Source organism: Bordetella genomosp. 6 (assembly GCF_002119705.1).
Taxonomy (GTDB): Bacteria; Pseudomonadota; Gammaproteobacteria; order Burkholderiales; family Burkholderiaceae_B; genus Bordetella; species Bordetella bronchiseptica_F.
On the sequence record NZ_CP021107.1, the window covers coordinates 1,104,484 to 1,123,319 of the forward strand.

17 protein-coding genes are annotated in these 18,836 nt (G+C 69.1%); 4 read left to right on the forward strand and 13 right to left on the reverse strand.

Translation table 11 applies throughout. From position 1 onward, the window contains the following. Positions 1-3: 3 nt before the first annotated feature. From kdpB to kdpF, 3 genes are read right to left on the reverse strand one after another with little or no spacing between them, the layout of a single operon-like run. A complete protein-coding gene (gene kdpB, locus CAL11_RS05295) occupies positions 4-2,169 on the reverse strand; it encodes a potassium-transporting ATPase subunit KdpB (RefSeq protein ID WP_086092347.1) in 2,166 nt (721 codons plus the stop codon). A 23-nt stretch (positions 2,170-2,192) separates the two neighbouring features. Further along, positions 2,193-3,977 (reverse strand): potassium-transporting ATPase subunit KdpA, encoded by a 1,785-nt coding sequence (gene kdpA, locus CAL11_RS05300; protein ID WP_086092348.1) that lies wholly within the window; start codon positions 3,975-3,977, stop codon positions 2,193-2,195. Next, the gene (kdpF, locus tag CAL11_RS05305) at positions 3,977-4,066 is read right to left on the reverse strand and encodes a K(+)-transporting ATPase subunit F (protein WP_017685545.1); all 90 of its coding nucleotides are present in this window, start codon (positions 4,064-4,066) and stop codon (positions 3,977-3,979) included. Before kdpF ends, kdpA begins: the two co-directional genes overlap by 1 nt. 694 nt (positions 4,067-4,760) lie before the next feature. On the opposite strand from kdpF, the gene CAL11_RS05310 reads away from it, so the two are divergent. Together CAL11_RS05310 and CAL11_RS05315 are read left to right on the forward strand one after the other, a co-directional pair. Further along, on the forward strand, positions 4,761-5,033 hold the full coding sequence (locus CAL11_RS05310) for a DUF4212 domain-containing protein (protein WP_033464616.1): 273 nt from the start codon (positions 4,761-4,763) through the stop codon (positions 5,031-5,033). Further along, positions 5,033-7,099, forward strand: a complete 2,067-nt coding sequence (locus CAL11_RS05315) for a sodium:solute symporter family protein (RefSeq protein ID WP_086092349.1) — start codon at positions 5,033-5,035, stop codon at positions 7,097-7,099. The genes CAL11_RS05310 and CAL11_RS05315 overlap by 1 nt, the downstream gene beginning before the upstream one ends. Before the next feature lie 13 nt (positions 7,100-7,112). Here the strand turns inward: CAL11_RS05315 and CAL11_RS05320 are convergent, their stop codons facing one another. The 3 genes from CAL11_RS05320 to trxB are packed head-to-tail and all read right to left on the reverse strand — an operon-like array spanning position 7,113 to position 9,068. After that, positions 7,113-7,445 carry an SMR family transporter gene (locus CAL11_RS05320; RefSeq protein WP_033464613.1) on the reverse strand — a complete coding sequence of 111 codons (333 nt, stop codon included), beginning with the start codon at positions 7,443-7,445 and terminating at the stop codon, positions 7,113-7,115. Beyond that, positions 7,442-8,122, reverse strand: a complete 681-nt coding sequence (locus CAL11_RS05325) for a Smr/MutS family protein (protein ID WP_086092350.1) — start codon at positions 8,120-8,122, stop codon at positions 7,442-7,444. The genes CAL11_RS05320 and CAL11_RS05325 overlap by 4 nt, the downstream gene beginning before the upstream one ends. After that, positions 8,109-9,068, reverse strand: coding sequence for a thioredoxin-disulfide reductase (trxB, locus tag CAL11_RS05330; protein ID WP_033468133.1), 960 nt, complete (start codon positions 9,066-9,068; stop codon positions 8,109-8,111). The genes CAL11_RS05325 and trxB overlap by 14 nt, the downstream gene beginning before the upstream one ends. Before the next feature lie 41 nt (positions 9,069-9,109). On the opposite strand from trxB, the gene CAL11_RS05335 reads away from it, so the two are divergent. Both CAL11_RS05335 and lolA read left to right on the forward strand, forming a co-directional pair. Next, on the forward strand, positions 9,110-11,470 hold the full coding sequence (locus CAL11_RS05335; RefSeq protein WP_080700000.1) for a DNA translocase FtsK: 2,361 nt from the start codon (positions 9,110-9,112) through the stop codon (positions 11,468-11,470). Then, complete coding sequence (lolA, locus tag CAL11_RS05340) at positions 11,470-12,102, forward strand: outer membrane lipoprotein chaperone LolA (protein WP_033468127.1); 633 nt, start codon at positions 11,470-11,472, stop codon at positions 12,100-12,102. Before CAL11_RS05335 ends, lolA begins: the two co-directional genes overlap by 1 nt. Positions 12,103-12,136: 34 nt before the next feature. Here the strand turns inward: lolA and CAL11_RS05345 are convergent, their stop codons facing one another. The 7 genes from CAL11_RS05345 to CAL11_RS05375 are packed head-to-tail and all read right to left on the reverse strand — an operon-like array spanning position 12,137 to position 18,786. Beyond that, entirely contained in the window at positions 12,137-12,577 is a 441-nt protein-coding gene (locus CAL11_RS05345) for a RidA family protein (RefSeq protein ID WP_086092351.1), read from the reverse strand. A 21-nt stretch (positions 12,578-12,598) separates the two neighbouring features. Beyond that, on the reverse strand, positions 12,599-14,068 hold the full coding sequence (locus CAL11_RS05350) for an N-acyl-D-amino-acid deacylase family protein (RefSeq protein ID WP_086092352.1): 1,470 nt from the start codon (positions 14,066-14,068) through the stop codon (positions 12,599-12,601). 4 nt (positions 14,069-14,072) lie between these two features. Next, positions 14,073-14,948, reverse strand: a complete 876-nt coding sequence (locus CAL11_RS05355) for a MurR/RpiR family transcriptional regulator (protein ID WP_033468118.1) — start codon at positions 14,946-14,948, stop codon at positions 14,073-14,075. Between the two features lie 26 nt (positions 14,949-14,974). Continuing rightward, entirely contained in the window at positions 14,975-15,967 is a 993-nt protein-coding gene (locus CAL11_RS05360) for an ABC transporter ATP-binding protein (RefSeq protein WP_086092353.1), read from the reverse strand. After that, on the reverse strand, positions 15,964-16,971 hold the full coding sequence (locus CAL11_RS05365; RefSeq protein ID WP_086092354.1) for an ABC transporter ATP-binding protein: 1,008 nt from the start codon (positions 16,969-16,971) through the stop codon (positions 15,964-15,966). Before CAL11_RS05365 ends, CAL11_RS05360 begins: the two co-directional genes overlap by 4 nt. A 2-nt stretch (positions 16,972-16,973) precedes the next feature. After that, positions 16,974-17,843: an ABC transporter permease gene (locus CAL11_RS05370; RefSeq protein ID WP_033468109.1), complete on the reverse strand. Its 870-nt coding sequence runs from the start codon at positions 17,841-17,843 to the stop codon at positions 16,974-16,976. Position 17,844: 1 nt separating this feature from the next. Beyond that, positions 17,845-18,786 carry an ABC transporter permease gene (locus tag CAL11_RS05375; protein WP_033468106.1) on the reverse strand — a complete coding sequence of 314 codons (942 nt, stop codon included), beginning with the start codon at positions 18,784-18,786 and terminating at the stop codon, positions 17,845-17,847. Positions 18,787-18,836 lie beyond the last annotated feature (50 nt).

Genomic DNA, 18,836 nt, shown 5'->3' on the forward strand with positions numbered 1-18,836 from the left:
TTGTCAGGCCCAGCCAAGGGCGGCCAGTACCATGTCGATAAGTTTGATGCCGGCAAACGGCACCAGCAGCCCGCCCAGGCCATAGACCAGCAGGTTGCGGCGCAGCAGTACCGCCGCGCCGAGCGGGCGGTAGCGCACGCCCTTGATCGCCAGCGGAATCAACGCCACGATGATCAGGGCGTTGAAGATGACGGCCGACAGGATGGCCGAGGCGGGGGTGGCCAGGCCCATCACATTGAGTTGCGCCAGTTGCGGGTACACCGCCATGAACGCCGCCGGAATGATGGCGAAGTACTTGGCGACATCGTTGGCGACGCTGAAGGTAGTGAGCGCGCCGCGCGTCATCAGCATCTGCTTGCCGATTTCGACGATTTCGATCAGCTTGGTGGGGTTGGAGTCCAGGTCCACCATGTTGCCGGCCTCCTTGGCGGCCTGCGTGCCGGAATTCATGGCGACCGCCACGTCGGCCTGGGCCAGCGCCGGCGCGTCGTTGGTGCCGTCGCCCGTCATGGCCACCAGGTGGCCGTCGGCCTGGCAGGCGCGGATCAGTTCCAGCTTGGCCTGCGGGGTGGCTTCGGCCAGGAAGTCGTCCACCCCGGCCTCGGCGGCGATGGCGGCAGCGGTCAGGGCGTTGTCGCCGGTGATCATGACAGTCTTGATGCCCATGCGGCGCAGCGCGGCAAAGCGCGGCTGGATCTCGGGCTTGACGATGTCCTTGAGCTCGATCACGCCCAGCGCCCGCCCGTCTTCGGCGACCACCAGCGGCGTGCTGCCGCGGCGCGCCACGTCGTCCACGTCGCGGGCCACGGCGGCGGGCAGGCCGCCGTGGCCTTCGCCCAGCCAGCGCGCCAGGGCATCGGCCGCGCCCTTGCGGATAAGGCGGTCGTCGAGGTCCACGCCGCTCATGCGCGACTGGGCGGAAAACGGCACGAACCGCGCGCCGGCCGGCGCCCCGGCGCGCGTGTCCAGGATGCGCTCGGCCAGGGCGACGATGCTGCGGCCCTCGGGTGTCTCGTCGGCCAGCGACGCCAGCCGCGCCGCCTCGGCCAGCGCCGCCGGGGACACTCCCGGCGCGGCGACGAAGGCGGCGGCCTGGCGATTGCCGAACGTGATGGTGCCGGTCTTGTCCAGCAGCAGGATGCTGACATCGCCGGCCGCCTCGATCGCGCGTCCCGAGGTGGCGATGACGTTGGCCTGCATCATGCGGCTCATGCCCGCCACCCCGATGGCCGACAGCAGGCCGCCGATGGTCGTGGGGATCAGGCAGACCAGCAAGGCCACCAGGACGGTGATCGACACGGCCTGCCCGGCGCCCGACGCGGACACCGCATACAGCGAGAACGGCAGCAGGCTGGCCACGACCAGCAGGAACACCAGCGTCAGGCCCACCAGCAGGATGGTCAACGCCAGTTCATTGGGGGTTTTCTGGCGGCGGGCGCTTTCCACCATGGCGATCATGCGATCGAGGAAGCTGTCGCCAGGGTCGGCCGCGATGCGCACGAAGATCCAGTCGGACAGCACGCGCGTGCCGCCGGTGACCGAGCAGAAATCGCTGCCGGCCGCGCGGATCACCGGGGCCGACTCGCCGGTGATGGCGCTTTCGTCGACCGAGGCGATGCCGGCGATGACCTGCCCGTCGCCCGGCACGGTTTCGCCCGCTTCGACCAGGACCACGTCGTCCCGGCGCAGCGCGCCCGAGGGGCGCGAGGCGGCGCGCGAGCGCCAGTACGGCGGCAGCGCGCCGGCCGCGTCGCTTTCGCGAAAGCCCGTCAGCACGCGCGCCTCGATGGTGGTGCGCAAGCCGCGCAGGGCGGCGGCCTGCTGCCTGCCGCGTCCCTCGGCCAACGCCTCGGCGAAGTTGGCGAACAGCACGGTGAACCAGAGGCCGGCCGCGACGGCGAGGATGAAGCCCGCGGGGGCTTCGGCCAGGCCGGCCAGGGCCAGCAGCCACAGCAGGGTGGTCAGGATGCTGCCGACGTAGACGACGAACATGACCGGGTTGCGCAGTTGCGCGGCCGGGGACAGTTTGCGCAGGGTATCGCGCAGGGCGGGGCCGGCCAGCGCGCGCGACCACAGGCCGAACGCGCGATGCGGCGTGGCCGCCGGCAGGCAGGGGCTTGCGGCCGGCAGGTTGGCCTGGGTGGACAGGGGGGTAGGGGAGTTGGCCATGGAGTGTTCTCGATGCGCAAGCGTCAGGGATGCAGGTATTCGGCCACCGGGCCCAGCGCCAGCGCCGGCACATAGGTCAGCGCGCCGACCAGCAGCACGGCGCCGACCAGCAGCGCGACGAACAGCGGGCCGGTGGTCGGCATGCCGCCGACGCTGGCCGGCAGCCGCGGCTTGGCGGCCAGCGAGCCGGCCAGCGCCAGGATGGCGATGATGATGGTGTAGCGGCCGAACCACATGGCCAGGCCCAGCAGGACGTTGTAGAAAGGGGTGTTGGCCGACAGGCCTGCGAACGCGCTGCCGTTGTTGTTGGCGGCCGACGACAGGGCGTACAGGATTTCCGAAAAGCCGTGCGCGCCGGGATTGAGCACGCCCGCCCTGCCGGCATCGGCCAGCACGGCGACGGCCGTGCCCGCCAGCACCAGCACCGGCGTGGCCAGGATCACGATGGCCACCATCTGCATGTCCAGGGCTTCGATCTTCTTGCCCAGGTACTCGGGCGTGCGGCCTATCATCAGCCCGGCGATGAACACCGCGAGGATGGCGAACGCCAGCATGCCGTACAGGCCCGAGCCCACGCCGCCATAGATCACCTCGCCCAGCTGCATCTGCAGCAGCGGCGTGACGCCTCCCAGGGCGCTGAACGAATCGTGCATGCCATTGACCGCGCCGCACGAGGCCGCGGTGGTGACGGTGGCGAACAGTGCCGTGGCGGCCACGCCGAAGCGGGCTTCCTTGCCTTCGAGATTGCCGCCGTCGGCCAGCAGCGCCGGTTCGGCCTGGCGCAGGGCGGGGGTGGGCTGCTGCTCGAAATACGCCGCGCTGGCGGCGAATCCGGCAAACAGCACCGTCATGGCCGCCAGAATGGCGACGCCTTGCCGGCGGCTGCCGACCATCTCGCCGAAAGTCCAGCACAGCGCCGCCGGGATCAGGAGGATCGCCAGCATTTCCAGCAGGTTGGACCAGGCGGTGGGGTTTTCGAACGGGTGGGCGGAGTTGGCGTTGAAAAAGCCGCCGCCGTTGGTTCCCAGCAGCTTGATGGCCTCTTGCGAGGCGACCGGGCCCATGGGCAGGGTCTGCACGCGGGTGACGACGGTGTCGGTCAGGGGCTGGCCGGTCGGCCCGGCCATGGGTTGGCCCTGCGCATCCAGTCGCGCGCTCTCGTACTGTTGCGCCTGCACGGTTTGCGCCTCGACGTACGGGTCCAGGTTCTGCACCACGCCCTGGCTGACCAGCGCCAACGCCAGGATGAACGACAGCGGCAGCAGCACGTACAGCGTGGCGCGCACCAGATCGGCCCAGAAATTGCCCAGCGTGGCGGCGCTGTGGCGGGCCAGTCCGCGGACCAGGGCGATCAGCACGGCGATGCCGGTGGCGGCCGAAACGAAGTTCTGCACCGTCAGCGCCAGCATCTGCGTCAGGTAGCTCATCGTGCTTTCGCCGGCGTAGCCCTGCCAGTTGGTGTTGGTCACGAAGCTGATGGCCGTATTGAGCGCCGAATCGGGAGCGACGCCTGGCAGCCCGGCGGGATTGAGCGGCAGCCAGCCCTGGACGCGTTGCAGGGCGTAGACGGCCAGCACCCCCAGCACGTTGAAGGCCAGCATGGCCACGGCATAGCGGCGCCAGTCCATTTCGGCGGCGGGGTTCACGCCGGCCAGGCGGTACAGCCCGCGTTCCAGCGGCCGACCCCAGGCGGTGAGCCAGGTGCGCTCGCCAGCCATGGCCTGCCGGATATGGCGCCCGAGCAGGGGCGCGGCGCCCAGCAGGATCGCCAGGTACAGCAGCAGCAAACCGAGGAAATCGGCGTTCATCAGAATTTCTCCGGATTGAACAGCGCATAGGCCAGGTAGGCGAAGAGCAGCGCGGCCGTCAGGCCGCCCAGCCAGTAAAGCGCGGTCATGGGCGGCCTCCCGCGGACAGTCGGGCGCAAAGGCGCAGTTGCGCGCCGGTCAGGGCCGCCATGGCGGCGAAGACGGCCAGGTAAACCAGATCCATGTAGCGTTCTCCTTGGGCGAGGGGCCCGCGGGTTTGGGCCGGTGGCGCGTTGTGCGCGGGGCGCCGGCAGACGCTGGCAGATTACGGATCGGCGGATAAAAACGGGGTAAATGTTCCGAGGCGGGGCATAAACGCGGCGTAAAAATCGCCCGCCGGGCCCGGCGTCCATGCACGCGCGCGGGGCAGGGTCAGGTCACCCGATTTCATGAAAAACCAGTGCGCGTTTGGTGATTTCGAGTGCGAATTCACTGAAAATTCGCGAAAATTAAGCACGTAAGCCACAGAAAACGTCTTTTTGCACCATATTGGTGCATTTCATAAGCATATGTGTGCGCCTTCTTAGGGCATTCCCCTAGTGTTGCCGGCCCGCTTATGGTGCAGAATCTCGTTCCATGCAGGTGAGGAGACAAAGCCCTGCATGGGCATAACCGGCGGCACCGGTATACAAATAGAAAGCGAAGCAGTACCCAAAAAAAAGCAAAACGCACAACGGCTGGCACCTCACGGGCCAGCCGTTGTCGCTTAAAAAGCTGTCGCTGACAGGCCGACCGGCGCGAAGGGCTTTTCAAGTACTGCGTTTCGCGATATTCAGGTAAGCCATGCCGGAATCCCGCGTCAACTCCGAGCCGTCCCCCGCGCCATACTGGCGCCGCAATGTGCGGCTGATCGTGCTGCTGCTGGCCTGCTGGGCCGGGCTGACGTTCGTGCCCGCTTATTTCGCCCGCCAGCTTGCCTTCGACTTCATCGGCTGGCCCTTTTCGTTCTGGATGGCAGCCTACGGCGCCCCGCTGGCCTATCTGGTCCTCATCGTGGTCTACGCGCTGGTCATGAACCGGTTCGACGCCCGCTCGCGCGCCCGGCGGGACGACTGATGCCCTTTACCGGCAACAACCCCCAGGAGTTCGAGCAGCGCCTGCGCCGCATCTATACGCTTTACACGCTGGGCTTCATCCTGCTGGTGCTGCTGCTGGCGCTGGCCGAGCTCATGGGCATGGCCCGCAGCTGGATCGGCTATGTATTCCTGCTGGTGACGGTCAGCCTGTATGCCTGCATCGGCATCGTGTGCCGGACTTCCGACCAGGTCGAGTACTACGTCGCGGGCCGGCGCGTGCCGGCCTTCTACAACGGCATGGCCACGGCGGCAGACTGGATGTCCGTGGCGTCGTTCATCGGCGTGGCGGGCACGCTGTACCTGACCGGCTACGGCGGGCTGGCCTACATCATGGGCTGGACGGGCGGGTACGTGCTGGTGGCGCTGCTGCTGGCGCCCTACCTGCGCAAATTCGGCCAGTACACCATTCCCGATTACCTGGGCGCTCGCTACGGCGGCAAGCTGCCGCGCCTGGCGGGGGTGTTCTGCGCCATCCTCTGCTCGTTCACCTACCTGGTGGCGCAGATCTACGGCGTGGGCATCATCACCACCCGCCTGACCGGCATCTCGTTCGAACTGGGCATCTTCGTGGCCCTGGGCGGCATGCTGGTGTGCTCGTTCCTGGGCGGCATGCGCGCGGTGACGTGGACCCAGGTCGGCCAGTACATCATCCTGGTGATCGCCTACCTGGTGCCGGTGGTCTGGCTGTCGGTCAAGCATACCGGCATGCCGGTGCCGCAATTGTCGGCCGGTACGGTGCTGCAGGAGATCACCGAAAAGGAAGTCTACCTGGCCCACGACCCGGGCGAGCGGGAAGTGCGGCAGTTGTGGCGCAGCCGCGCCGACGAGATGGACGAGCGCCTGCGGGCCTTGCCCGATTCGCTGGCGCACGAGAAAGACCGGCTGCGCGGCCGCCTGGCGCAATTGAACGCCAGCGACGCGCCGATGGTGGAGATCCGCTCGCTGGAGCGCGAACTGGCCAGCTACCCGGCCACGGTGGAGGAGGCGCGCACGCTCTGGTCGCAGGCGCGCGCCGCCTTCGAGGCGCGCGCCACCCCGCCGGTGCCGCACGCGGAGCCGTTCCCGGCCGAGGATCCGCGCGAACGCGAGAACATGCGCATCAACTTCCTGGCGCTGGTGCTGTGCCTGATGCTGGGCACGGCCGGCATGCCGCACATACTGATGCGCTCATACACCACGCCATCGGTGGGCGAGGCGCGCCGCTCGGTGTGCTGGTCGCTGCTGTTCATTCTCCTGCTGTATTTCATGGCGCCCGCGCTGGCCCTGCTGGTCAAGTACGAGGTGTACACGCAGGTGGTGGGCACCAGTTTCCTCAGCCTGCCGTCGTGGGTGCATGCCTGGAGCGCGGTCGACATCCATTTGCTGGACGTGCTCGACGTCAACCGCGACGGCATCGTGCAGCTGGGCGAGATCAGCATGGGGGCCGATGTGGTGGTGCTGGCCATGCCGGAGATCGGCGGCCTGCCCTACGTCGTGTCCGGCCTGGTGGCCGCGGGCGGGCTGGCTGCGGCGTTGTCCACGGCCGACGGGTTGCTGCTGACGCTGTCGAATTCCCTGTCGCACGATACCTGGTACCGTGTCGTGTCGCCGCGCATGTCGGCCGGCCGGCGGGTGATGGTGTCCAAGATCCTGCTGCTGCTGGTCGCGTTCGGCGCGGCCTGGGTGGCCGCGCGCAAGCCGGCCGACATCCTGTTCATGGTGTCGGCGGCGTTCTCGTTCGCGGCGTCGTCGTTCTTCCCCGCGCTGGTGATGGGGGTGTTCTGGCGGCGCGCCAACAAATGGGGCGCCACGCTGGGCATGTTCGCCGGGCTGGCCACTACCTTCGCCTACATGGCGCATACCCATCCGTGGCTGCGCGAATGGGTGTTCGGCGTGACGCGCGCCGAGCCGGTGGACCTGTGGTGGGGCATCCAGCCGGTGGCCGCCGGCGTGTTCGGCGCGCCGATGGCGTTCCTGACGATCATCGTGGTGTCGTTGCTGACTCCGCGCCCGGACCCCGCCACCGAGGCCCTGGTCGACTATCTGCGCGAGCCCGGCGGCCGCTAGCGCGGCCGCGCCTTCAATGGCCGACCGACTTGGAGAACACGTTCATGACCACCACGCCGGCCAGGATCAGGGCGATGCCGATGATGGCGGGCAGGTCCAGGTGTTGCTTGAACAGCAGCGCGCCGACCAGCGAGATCAGCACGATGCCCACGCCGGACCAGATGGCGTAGGCGACTCCTACCGGGATGACCCGCAGCGTGAGGGCCAGGAAGTAGAACGCCACCGCGTAGCCCGCCACGGTGACCAGCGATGGGAGCAGGCGGGTGAAGCCCTCGGAGCTTTTCAGCGCGCTGGTGGCGATGATTTCGGCCACGATGGCCACCGACAGATAGATCCAGCTGTTCATGGCCTGCCTCCGGTCTCGGCCTGGCGCAGCAGCACCAGCAGCGCGCCGGCGCCGCCGCCGCGCTCCGGCGCTTCGGAGAACGCCAGGACGTCGGCCTTCTGCACCAGCCAGGTGCGGGCCTTGTCCTTGAGCACCGGTTCCAGCCCCTGCGAGCCGTAGCCTTTGCCGTGCACGATGCGCACGCAGCGGATGCCGTGTTCGAGGCATTCGTCCAGGAACGACAGCACCGCGTGGCGGGCCTGTTCGACGCGCAGGCCATGCAGGTCGAGCTCGGCGCCCACCCGCCATTGGCCGCGCTTGAGGTTGCGCGCGGTGTCGGGCGCGACGCCGGCGCGCACGTAGGCCGTGCCGCCGTCGGTCAGCAAGGCGCCGATATCGCTGGCATCGGAGACGCCGGCGTCGGCGCGCGGCGCCGCTTCGCCCAGCGCGGCGGCGCGGCGCGACGCCACGGCCGCGGCCGGCGTGGCATCGGAACGGCGGTTGGCGAGCCGCCCGGTGGGCTTGAGCGGCGTGGCGGCCTGCACGGCGCGCCGGAACGCGGCGACGTCGGCCTCGGGGGCGGCGGCCGCCGCGCGGGCCGCCGCTTCGCGCTCGGCGGCCTCGGCCCGCGCCCGGGTCTCGCGCACCTGCTCGTGCAGCCGTTTCAGGTCGGCCAGCCCCGCCTTATTGCCCCGCATTCTCCAGCCACCGCTGAGCGTCCAGGGCCGCCATGCAGCCGGTGCCGGCGCTGGTGATGGCCTGGCGGTATACGTGGTCCTGCACGTCGCCGGCGGCGAACACGCCCGGCACCGAGGTCATGGTGGCCATGCCCGACAGGCCGCTCCTGGTGATGATGTAGCCGTCCTTCATCTCGAGCTGGCCTTCGAAAATGCCGGTATTGGGCTGGTGGCCGATGGCGACGAAGCAGCCGGCCACTTCCAGGTCCTCGGTGGCCTCGGTCTCGGTGCTGCGGATGCGCACGCCGGTGACGCCGCTATCGTCGCCGAGCACCTCGTCCAGGGTGTGGAACAGTTTCAGTTCCATGTTGCCGTTGGCGACCTTGTCCATCAGCTTGTCGACCAGGATGGGCTCGGCGCGGAACTTGTCGCGCCGGTGGATCAGGGTCACTTTGCGGCAGATATTGGACAGGTACAGCGCCTCTTCGACCGCCGTATTGCCGCCGCCGATCACGACGACGTCCTTGTTGCGGTAGAAGAAGCCGTCGCAGGTGGCGCAGCCCGATACGCCGCGGCCCATGAAGGCCTGCTCGCTGGGCAGCCCCAGGTACTTGGCCGAGGCGCCGGTCGCGATGATGAGCGCGTCGCAGGTGTACAGGTTGCCGGTGTCGCCGGTCAGGGTGAACGGACGCTTGGAGAGGTCGACCTTGGCGATATGGTCGAACAGGATTTCGGTGTTGAAGCGCTCGGCGTGCTGCAGGAAGCGCTGCATCAGGTCGGGGCCCTGCACGCCCTGCACGTCGGCGGGCCAGTTGTCGACTTCCGTGGTGGTCATCAGCTGGCCGCCCTGGGCCAGCCCGGTGATGAGCGCGGGGCTGAGATTGGCGCGCGCCGCATAGACGGCAGCGGTGTAACCGGCGGGGCCGGAACCCAGAATCAGGACTTTGGCGTGTTTAGGCGTAGACATGGCGGGTATCTTTAGGATAACGCCCAATTATAATGAGCCGCATGCCGCGTATTTCGAATGCCTCTCCGCGCGCCTCGCGCAACACCCGCAACGGGCCGTCGCCCTTCCAGGCGCGCATCTCCGCGCTCCTCAGGGAGGCCCGCTGGATCCTGTTCGCCGCGCTGGCCGCCTGGCTGACCCTGGTGCTTGCCACCTGGAGCCCGGCCGACCCCGGTTGGTCACATTCTGTTTCCGGGGACGCCATCCACAACGGCGGCGGCACGCTGGGCGCCTATCTCGCCGATATCCTGCTGTATCTGTTCGGGTTCTCCGCCTGGTGGTGGGTCGTGCTGCTGCTGCACCGCGTGCGCGCCGGCTACCGCCGCCTGGCCAGCAACCTGCGCGTCACCAGCGGCAAGCAGCCCGACGCCCTGCCGCGCGTGCACTGGGAAGAGGGCATCGGCTTCGTGCTGCTGCTGACCGGCTCGCTGGGCATCGAGGCGCTGCGCCTGTACAGCTGGGGCATGCACCTGCCCGGCGGCACCGACGGCGAAAGCGGCGCCGGCGGCGTGATCGGCCAGATGCTGGCCGGCTGGCTGTCGCGCGGCGTGGGCTTTACCGGCGGCACCCTGGCCCTGCTGGTGCTGCTGGCGGTCGGCCTGAGCCTGTTTTTCTCGTTCTCGTGGCTGCAGATCGCCGAGCGGGTCGGCAGCTGGCTCGAAGGCCTGGTGCGGCGCGTGCGCGATTCGTACGCCGCGCGCGAGGACCGCAAGGTCGGCGAAGTCGCCAAGGCCGTCCGTACCGAACAGGTCGTGGCCAAGCAGGAAAAACTCGTGCACGAGCAGCCCGTGCGCATCGAGCCCGCCATTACCGTGGTGCCGCGCTCGGATCGCGCCGAAAAGGAAAAGCAGCAAAGCCTGTTCGCGCCGCCGGCCGGCGAGAGCGACCTGCCGGCCATCGGGCTGCTGGATCCCCCCCTGCAGAACCAGGAAACCGTTTCCGCCGAGACGATCGAGTTCACCTCGCGCCTGATCGAAAAGAAACTGGCCGATTTCGGCGTTTCCGTGACCGTGGTGGCGGCGCAGGCCGGCCCGGTGATCACGCGCTACGAGATCGAGCCCGCCACGGGCGTGAAGGGCAGCCAGATCGTCAACCTGGCCAAGGACCTGGCGCGCGCGCTCAGCCTGGTCAGCATCCGCGTGGTGGAAACCATCCCGGGCAAGAACCTGATGGGCCTGGAGCTGCCCAACCCGCGGCGCCAGATGGTCAAGCTGTCCGAGATCCTGGGCTCGCAGACCTACCATGCCAGCCATTCGGTGCTGACCATGGCGCTGGGCAAGGACATCGCCGGCAACCCGGTGGTGGCCGACCTGGCCAAGATGCCGCACTTGCTGGTGGCCGGCACCACCGGTTCGGGCAAGTCGGTCGGCATCAACGCCATGATCCTGTCGCTGCTCTACAAGGCCGACGCCAGCCACACCCGATTGATCCTGATCGACCCGAAGATGCTCGAAATGAGCGTCTACGAAGGCATCCCCCACCTGCTGGCGCCGGTGGTCACCGACATGCGCCATGCCGCCAACGCGCTGAACTGGTGCGTGGGCGAGATGGAAAAGCGCTATCGCCTGATGAGCAAGATGGGCGTGCGCAACCTGGCCGGCTACAACAGCAAGATCCGCGACGCCATCAAGCGCGAAGAGCCCATTCCCAACCCGTTCTCGCTGACGCCGGACGAGCCCGAGCCGCTGCAGGCGCTGCCGCATATCGTGGTGGTGATCGACGAGCTGGCTGACCTCATGATGGTGGTGGGCAAGAAGATCGAGGAACTGATCGCCCGGCTGGCGCAGAAGGCCCGCGCCGCGGGCATCCACCTGGTGCTGGCCACCCAGCGCCCCAGCGTGGACGTGATCACCGGCCTGATCAAGGCGAACATCCCGACCCGTATCGCCTTCCAGGTGTCTTCCAAGATCGACTCGCGCACCATCCTGGACCAGATGGGCGCCGAAACCCTGCTGGGCCAGGGCGACATGCTGTACATGCCGCCGGGCACCGGCCTGCCGGTGCGGGTGCACGGCGCGTTCGTGCACGACGACGAGGTGCACCGCGTGGTCGAGGCGCTCAAGGCGCAGGGCGAGCCCAACTATATCGATGGCCTGCTCGAAGGCGGCGAAGGCGAGACCGGCGATGGCCTGAGCTCGGTCACCGGCATGGGCGACGCGGAGTCCGATCCCATGTACGACCAGGCTTGCGAAGTGGTGCTCAAGCACCGCCGCGCCTCGATCTCGCTGGTCCAGCGCCATCTGCGCATTGGTTACAACCGTGCCGCACGGTTACTCGAGCAGATGGAACAGGCGGGTATGGTGTCGGCCATGCAATCCAACGGCAACCGGGAAATCCTGGTGCCGGCCCGAGAGGAAGCCTGATGCACATGATCCGCCGCGCCGCTGGCGCGCTTGCCGTCTTCGCCGTGGCGGCCCTGGCCGCCGCGCCGGCCTGGGCCGCCACGGCCCAGGAGCAGCTCGACACCTTCGTGGCCACCGTCAAGGGCGCCACCGGTTCGTTCACGCAATCGACCGTCAGCCCGCAGGGCGCCACCCAGCCCGCGCAAAGCGGCACCTTCGCTTTCCAGCGCCCGGGCAAGTTCAAGTGGGCCGTCAAGCTGCCCTACGAGCAACTCATCGTGTCCGATGGCAAGCAGGTCTTCCAGTACGACCCGGACCTGGCGCAGGTCACGGTGCGCCAGGTCGACCAGGCCATCGGCACGTCGCCCGCCGCCATCCTTTTCGGCGCGGGCCAATTGAACCAGGCGTTTGCCGTCAGCGCGCTGCCCGACCGCGACGGCATGCAATGGCTGCGCGCCAAGCCGCGCAACGCCGACGCCGGTTTCTCGCAGGTCGATATCGGCTTGCGCGACAACCAGCCCGCGCGCATCGAACTGGTCGACGCCTTCGGGCAGACCACGCGCGTCGAACTGTCGAACCTGCTGCCCAGCGCCGTGCCGGCCTCGGAGTTCCAGTTCACCCCGCCCCAGGGGGTGGACGTGGTGAAGATGTAGGCCAGGCCGCCTGCGCCCGCGCGGCGGGCCGGCCTCAGCCCTCGGCCGGGGACGCGCGCGTGGCGGGCTTGTAGGCCACGCAGTCCACTTCGACCTTGGCGTCGACCACCAGCCGCGACTCCACGCAGGCGCGCGCCGGCGGGTGGTCGCCGAAGTACTCCTTGAACACTTTGTTGAAGGCCGCGAAATCGCGCGGATCGTCCAGCCAGACGCCGCAGCGCACCACGTGCTGCGGGCCATAGCCGGCCTCGGCGAGGATGGCCATGACGTGGCGTATCGCCACGTGCGACTGGGCCACGATGCCGCCTTCGACGACTTCGCCATCCTGCATCGGCACCTGGCCGGACACATACAGCCAGCCATCGGCCTGGACGGCCCGCGCGAACGGCATGTGCTGGCCGCCCTGGCCGGTGCCGCCGGCCACGCCGTAGCGGATGATGCCGTTGGCGTCGGCGGTGGGGGGCTGGGATGTCATGATGGGTTTCTCCGGTATGGGTCAGGGTGCGGTCGCCGCGGCGAAGCCGGCGCGCAGGTCGCCGGCGCGCGGCAGCCAGCGGCCGGCGCGCGCGCCGCTGGCCCGGCCGTGGGCGTACGACAGCGCGCCATTGACCCAGACGGCGTCGATGCCGGCGGCCGGCCGGGCCGGGTCGGTGAAGGTGGCGCGGTCGGCCACGGCGGCGGGGTCGAACAGCACCAGGTCGGCGTGGTAGTCCTGGCGCACCAGGCCGCGCCGCGCCAGGCCGAAGCGGGCGGCGGACAGGCCGGTCATCTTGTGCACCGCCTGTTCCAGCGGGAACAGGCCCAGATCCCGGCTGTAATGTCCCAGCACGCGCGGAAAGGCGCCCCACAGGCGCGGATGCGGCAGCGGGTCGTTGGGCAGCCCGTCCGAGCCGATCATGGTCAGCCGGTGCGCCAGGATGTTGCGCACGTCGTCTTCGTGCATGCCGTGGTAGACGGCGCCGGCCGGCTGCAGGCGCCGCGCGGCCTCCAGCAGGCTGACGCCCCACAGGGCGGCGATGGCGGCCAGCTTGCGGCCGGCCATGTCCGGGTGCGGCTCCGACCAGGTGATGTCGATATCGTGCTCGTCGGTGACCTGCTTGAGGTCCAGCGTGGACGAACTGGCCGAATACGGATAGCAGTCGCAGCCTACCGGCAGGTAGCGTCCGGCGGTGTCCAGCCTGGCCAGGACCTGGCCGCTGCGGCCCCAGTTGCCGGCTCCGGCGCATTTCAGATGCGACACGATGACCGGTACGCGGGCATGCGCGCCGATGTCGAAGGCTTCCTGCATGGCTTCCAGGATCTCGGCAAACTCGGAACGCAGGTGCGTGGTGTAGAGCGCGCCCCAGGCGTCCAGTTCTTCGGCCAGCGCCTTGACCTCGGCGGTGTCGGCCTGGAAGGCCGAGGCATAGGCCAGACCGGTGCTCAGGCCGATGGCGCCATGCGCCAACGCCTCGCGCAGCTGGCTGCGCATGGCCGCGATCTCGGCCGGGGTGGCCGGGCGGTCCAGCCGGTCCATGTGGTTGTTGCGCAGCGCGGTATGCCCCACCAGCGCGGCCACGTTGACCGCCGGGCGCGCGGCGTCCACGGCCTGGGTATAGGCGGCGAAGCTGGGATAGGCGAAGTCGGCGCGTCCGCCCAGCAGGTTCATGGGGTCGGGCGGCTCGCCGCGCAGGCGCACCGGGGCGGCGCTGATACCGCAATTGCCGACCACCACCGTGGTGACGCCTTGCGACAGCTTGGGCAGCATCTGCGGCGTGCGGATGACGTTGGTGTCGTCGTGCGTGTGCACGTCGATGAAGCCGGGCGCCAGCACGCGGCCGCGCGCGTCGACGCGTTCGCGGGCCGGCTGGCCCGCCAGTTCGCCCAGGGCGGCGATGCGCCCGTCCCGGATCGCCACGTCGGCCTGGAAGGCCGCGCCGCCGCTGCCGTCGAGCACGCGCGCGCCGCCTATCAGGGTGTCGTACATCGGATCAGTCTCCAAGCGGCAGCCGGTTCGGGCCGCCGCGGTATTCGTCCAGGGCCAGCTTGATGCGGCGCAGCCGCTCCTGGGTATCGTCCTGGCGGGCCAGCGCCAGTTCGGTGGACAGCAGGTCTATGGCCAGCAGCATCGCGTAGCGCGACGAGGACGGCTTGTAGATGAAGTCGGTCTCGTCGGCGCGCACGGGCAGCACGACCTGCGCCATCTCCGCCAGCGGCGATTCGGGGTCGGTCAGCGCCACCATGCGCGCCCGGTATTGCTGCACGATGCGCGCGGTGGCGAGGATCTCCGGAGTAACGCCCGAGATCGACAGCACCACCACCGCGTCGCGCTCGTCGAGCGTCGCGGCCACCATGCGCAGCAGCACGGCGTCGCTGTAGGCGGCGACCGGGTAGCCCAGCCGCACCAGGCGTGATTGCATCTCCTGCGCCAGCACGGCCGAGGCGCCGCCCATGCCGAACACATAGGTCATGCGCGCGCCGCCCACCATCGCGGCCGCCTGTTCGAACAGGGGCTCGGAAAACAGCGGCAGGTGGGCTCGCAGCGTGCGTTCGATATCGGCGCACAGCCGGGCGTAGAAGGTGCTTTCCTCGGCGGCCGGCGTGGCGCGGTCGAGAAAGCGCTCGCCCACGGCGCTGGCCTGCGCCAGGCGCAGTTTCAGGTCGCGCGTATCGTCGCAGCCCACCGAGCGGGCAAAGCGCGAGATGGTGGCGATGCTGACCCCGGCCTTGTGCGCCAGCTGGTCCACCGTGGCGCCGGCCGCGTGGGCGATGTCATCGAGGATGGCGTCGGCAACCTTGCGTTCGGTCACGCTCAACTGGTCGCGGCAGCTGCGGATCTGGTAGACGATATCGCGATGGGATTGCATGCCTGGGGCTCCGGTTCGGAAGGGGTTCAAGCGCCGATTTCGTCCAGGCGCGCACAGGCGGCGTAATGGCCGCCGCCCAGGTCGCGGGCAGGCGGCGGCGTCTGGGCGCAGACCTCGGCGGCGTGCGGACAGCGGGTGCGGAACACACAGCCCGACGGCGGGTTGATGGGGCTGGGTATTTCGCCTTGCAGCAGGATGCGCGCGCGCGGGGCGCGGGGATCGGGCACGGGCGCTGCCGATAGTAACGCCCGCGTGTACGGGTGGCGCGGCCGGGCGTAGACCTGGCGGGTGGGGCCGCGCTCCATGACGCGTCCCAGGTACATCACCACCACTTCTTCGCACAGGTAGTCCACGACCGCCAGGTCATGCGCGACGAACAGCATGGTCAGGCCCAGGTCGCGCTGCAGGTCCTGCAGCAGGTTCAGCACCTGGGCCTGCACCGAGACGTCCAGCGCCGACACGGGCTCGTCGGCCACGATGAATTCCGGCTCCACCGCCAGGGCGCGGGCGATGCCGATGCGCTGGCGCTGGCCGCCCGAGAACTCGTGCGGATAGCGGCGCCGGTGGTCGCCGTGCAGCCCGACCCGTTCGAGCAGCTCGACGATGCGCGCATCGCGGCGCTGGCGGGCCAGTCCGTGGGTGTCGAGCGCCTCGCCGAGGATTTCGGCCACCGTCATGCGCGGATTGAGGCTGGCGTAGGGGTCCTGGAACACGATCTGCATGCGCCGGCGCCAGGGCAGCATCTGCTTTTCGCTCAGGTGCGTGATGTCCGCGCCGTCGAACGTGATGCGCCCGCCGGTAGGGGCGAACAGGCGCAGCAGGGCGCGGCCGGTCGTGGTCTTGCCGGAGCCGGACTCGCCCACCAGTCCGACGATGGTGTTGCGCGGCACGTCGAAGCTGACGTCGTCGACGGCGCGCACCACCGGCGCCTGGCGGCCGCCGCCGGTCGGGAAGTGGACCTTCAGGCCTTCGACGCGCAGCAGCGGCTCGGCGGCCTTGGGAATGGGGTTATGGTTCATTGCGGGGTCACCTTGATGCAGCGCGCGCGGTGCGCGGGCTGGACGGCCAGCAGTTCCGGGACGCCGGCCAGGCAGGCGTCGTCGGCTTGCGGGCAGCGCGGCGCGAACGTGCAGCCCGGCGGCAGGGCCATCACGCTGGGCACATTGCCGGGTATCGGCTGCAGCCGCTGGCGCGAGGCGAGCAGGGCGGCGGTCGGGATGCACGACAGCAGGCCGCGGGTATAGGGGTGGGTGGGGCGCTCGAACAGCTCGTGGACGCCGGCATCCTCGACCACGCGTCCGGCGTACATGACGGCCACGCGATGGGCGATCTCGGCCACCACGCCCAGGTTGTGCGTGACGAACAGGATGCTCATGCCCGATTCCGCCTGCAGGCGGCGCAGCAGGTCGAGGATCTGCGCCTGCACCGTCACGTCGAGCGCCGTGGTGGGCTCGTCGGCGATCAGTACCGAGGGGTTGCACGCCAGCGCCAGCGCGATCATGACCCGCTGGCGCATGCCGCCCGACATCTGGTGCGGATACTCGTGCACGCGGCGCGCCGCCGCCGGGATCTCGACCCGCTCCAGCATCTCCTGGGCGCGCCGCATGGCCGCCGCGCGGCTGCCGCCGCCGTGCTGCATGACCGCTTCGGCGATCTGGTCGCCCACGGTGAACAGCGGGTTGAGGCTGGTCATGGGCTCCTGGAAAATCATCGCGATCTCGGCGCCCCGGATGCGCTGCAAGGCCGCGGGCGGTGCGTGCGCCAGGTCATGCTCCGTGCCCTGGCGGTCGCGAAACAGGATGCGGCCCGCCTCGATGCGCCCGGCCGGCTTGGGCAACAGGCCCATGATGGACAGGCTGGTGACGGATTTGCCCGAGCCCGATTCGCCGACGATGGCGAGGGTTTCGCCGCGCGCCAGGTCGAAGGTGACGCCATCGACCGATTTGGCCACGCCGTCGCGGCTGTGGAACCAGGTTTTCAGCCCTTCGACGGACAGGACGACGTCCGTGCTGCGTTCAGTCATGATTACAGCTCCTTGCGCAGGCGTGGATCCAGCACGTCGCGCAGGCCGTCGCCCACCAGCTGCAGCGACAGGACCGACAGCACGATGGCCAGCCCGGGGAAAATCATGATCCAGTCGGCCGACCCCATGTATTGCTGGCCCGCGTTGATCATGGTGCCCCAGGTGGGGATGTCGGGCGATACGCCCACGCCCAGGAACGACAGCCCGGCCTCGGCCAGGATGGCGTATGCGAAGATGAAGGTGCCCTGCACCAGGATGGGCGAGACCAGGTTGCGCAGCACGTGCACGCTCACGATGCGCCAGGTCGGCACGCCCAGCGCGCGGGCCGCTTCCACGAAAGGCAGTTCGCGGATCACCAGGGTGGAGGCGCGGACGATGCGCGCCAGCCGGGGCGTGTAGACGATGCCCAGCGCGATGATGACGTTGACCAGCGACGGGCCCAGCGCGGCCACCAGCGAAATCGCCAGCAGAATGTCGGGGAACGCCATCATGGCATCGATGATGCGCGACACCAGCTTGTCGGCCGAGCGGAAGAATCCTGCTATCAGGCCCAGCGCGATGCCCAGCACGCTGGCCAGCACCACGACCGAGAAGCCCACCAGCAGCGACAGGCGGCCGCCGTACACCACGCGGCTGAACACGTCGCGGCCGAAGTCGTCGGTGCCGAACCAGTGGGCGGCGCCCGGCGCCTTCAGGCGGTTCATGATGGACAGCTTGTAAGGATCGAAGGGGCTGATCCAGGGCGCCAGCAGCGCCGCGGCCACCAGCGCCACCAGCACGATCAGGCTGATCAGCACGGTCTTGCGCGCCACCATCAGGCGCAGGATCTGCCAGCGGTCGATGCCGCTGCCGGGGGAAGTCGCAATAGCCATGTCAGTAACGCACCCGCGGGTCGACCAGCAGGTACAGCAGGTCGATGAATAGATTGATCAGCACATAGATGGCGGCGATGACCAGCAGCGCGCCCTGGATGACCGGATAGTCGCGCCGCAGCACCGCCGAGACGACCAGGCTGCCCACGCCGGGCAGGCCGAACACGGTCTCGGTGACGACCGCCCCGCTTATCAGCAGCGCCGTGGTCAGGCCCAGCACGGTCAGGATCGGAATCAGCGCGTTGCGCACGGCATGCTTGAGGATGACGCGCCGCTCGGGCAGGCCCTTGGCGCGCGCGGTGCGCACGTAGTCATCGCGCAGCACGTCCAGCATGCTGGCGCGGATGAAACGGGTGATCAGCGCCGAGTTCACCAGGCCCAGCACCACGGCCGGCAGCACCAGGTGCGACAGGCGCGTGGCGATGCTGGCGTCCGGGCCGCCGTAGCCGGCCACCGGCAGCCAGCCCAGTTTCACCGAGAAGACCTGCATCAGCAGCAGTCCGAGCCAGAAGCTGGGCACGCTGGAGGTGAACATGGAGAACGTCAGCACCGACTGGTCCAGCGCGGTGCCTCGCCTGACCGCCGACAGGATGCCCACCGGCAGCGCGATGGCGCTGGCGATCAGCAGCGACATCACGGTCAGCCAGAAGGTCGGCTCGGCGCGGTCGGCCAGGGCCGACAGCACGGGCTTGTTCAGGAAAATCGACTGGCCCAGGTCGCCCTGCGCCAACTGGCCCAGCCAGGTGACGTACTGCACCGGCAGGGACTGGTCCAGGCCAAGGCGGGCACGCAGCGAGGCGATGTCGGCCTGGCTGGCTTCCGGGCCCAGCATGACCGCGGCCGGGTCGCCCGGGGTGACGCGGATGATCACGAACACGATGGTGGCCACGATGAACATGACCGCCACCAGGCCGATCAGCCGGTTCATTAGATAACGCAACACAGCAGAATCCTCTCAGGCGGGGCAGGGCGTCGCGCGCCGCGCGGGCCGGC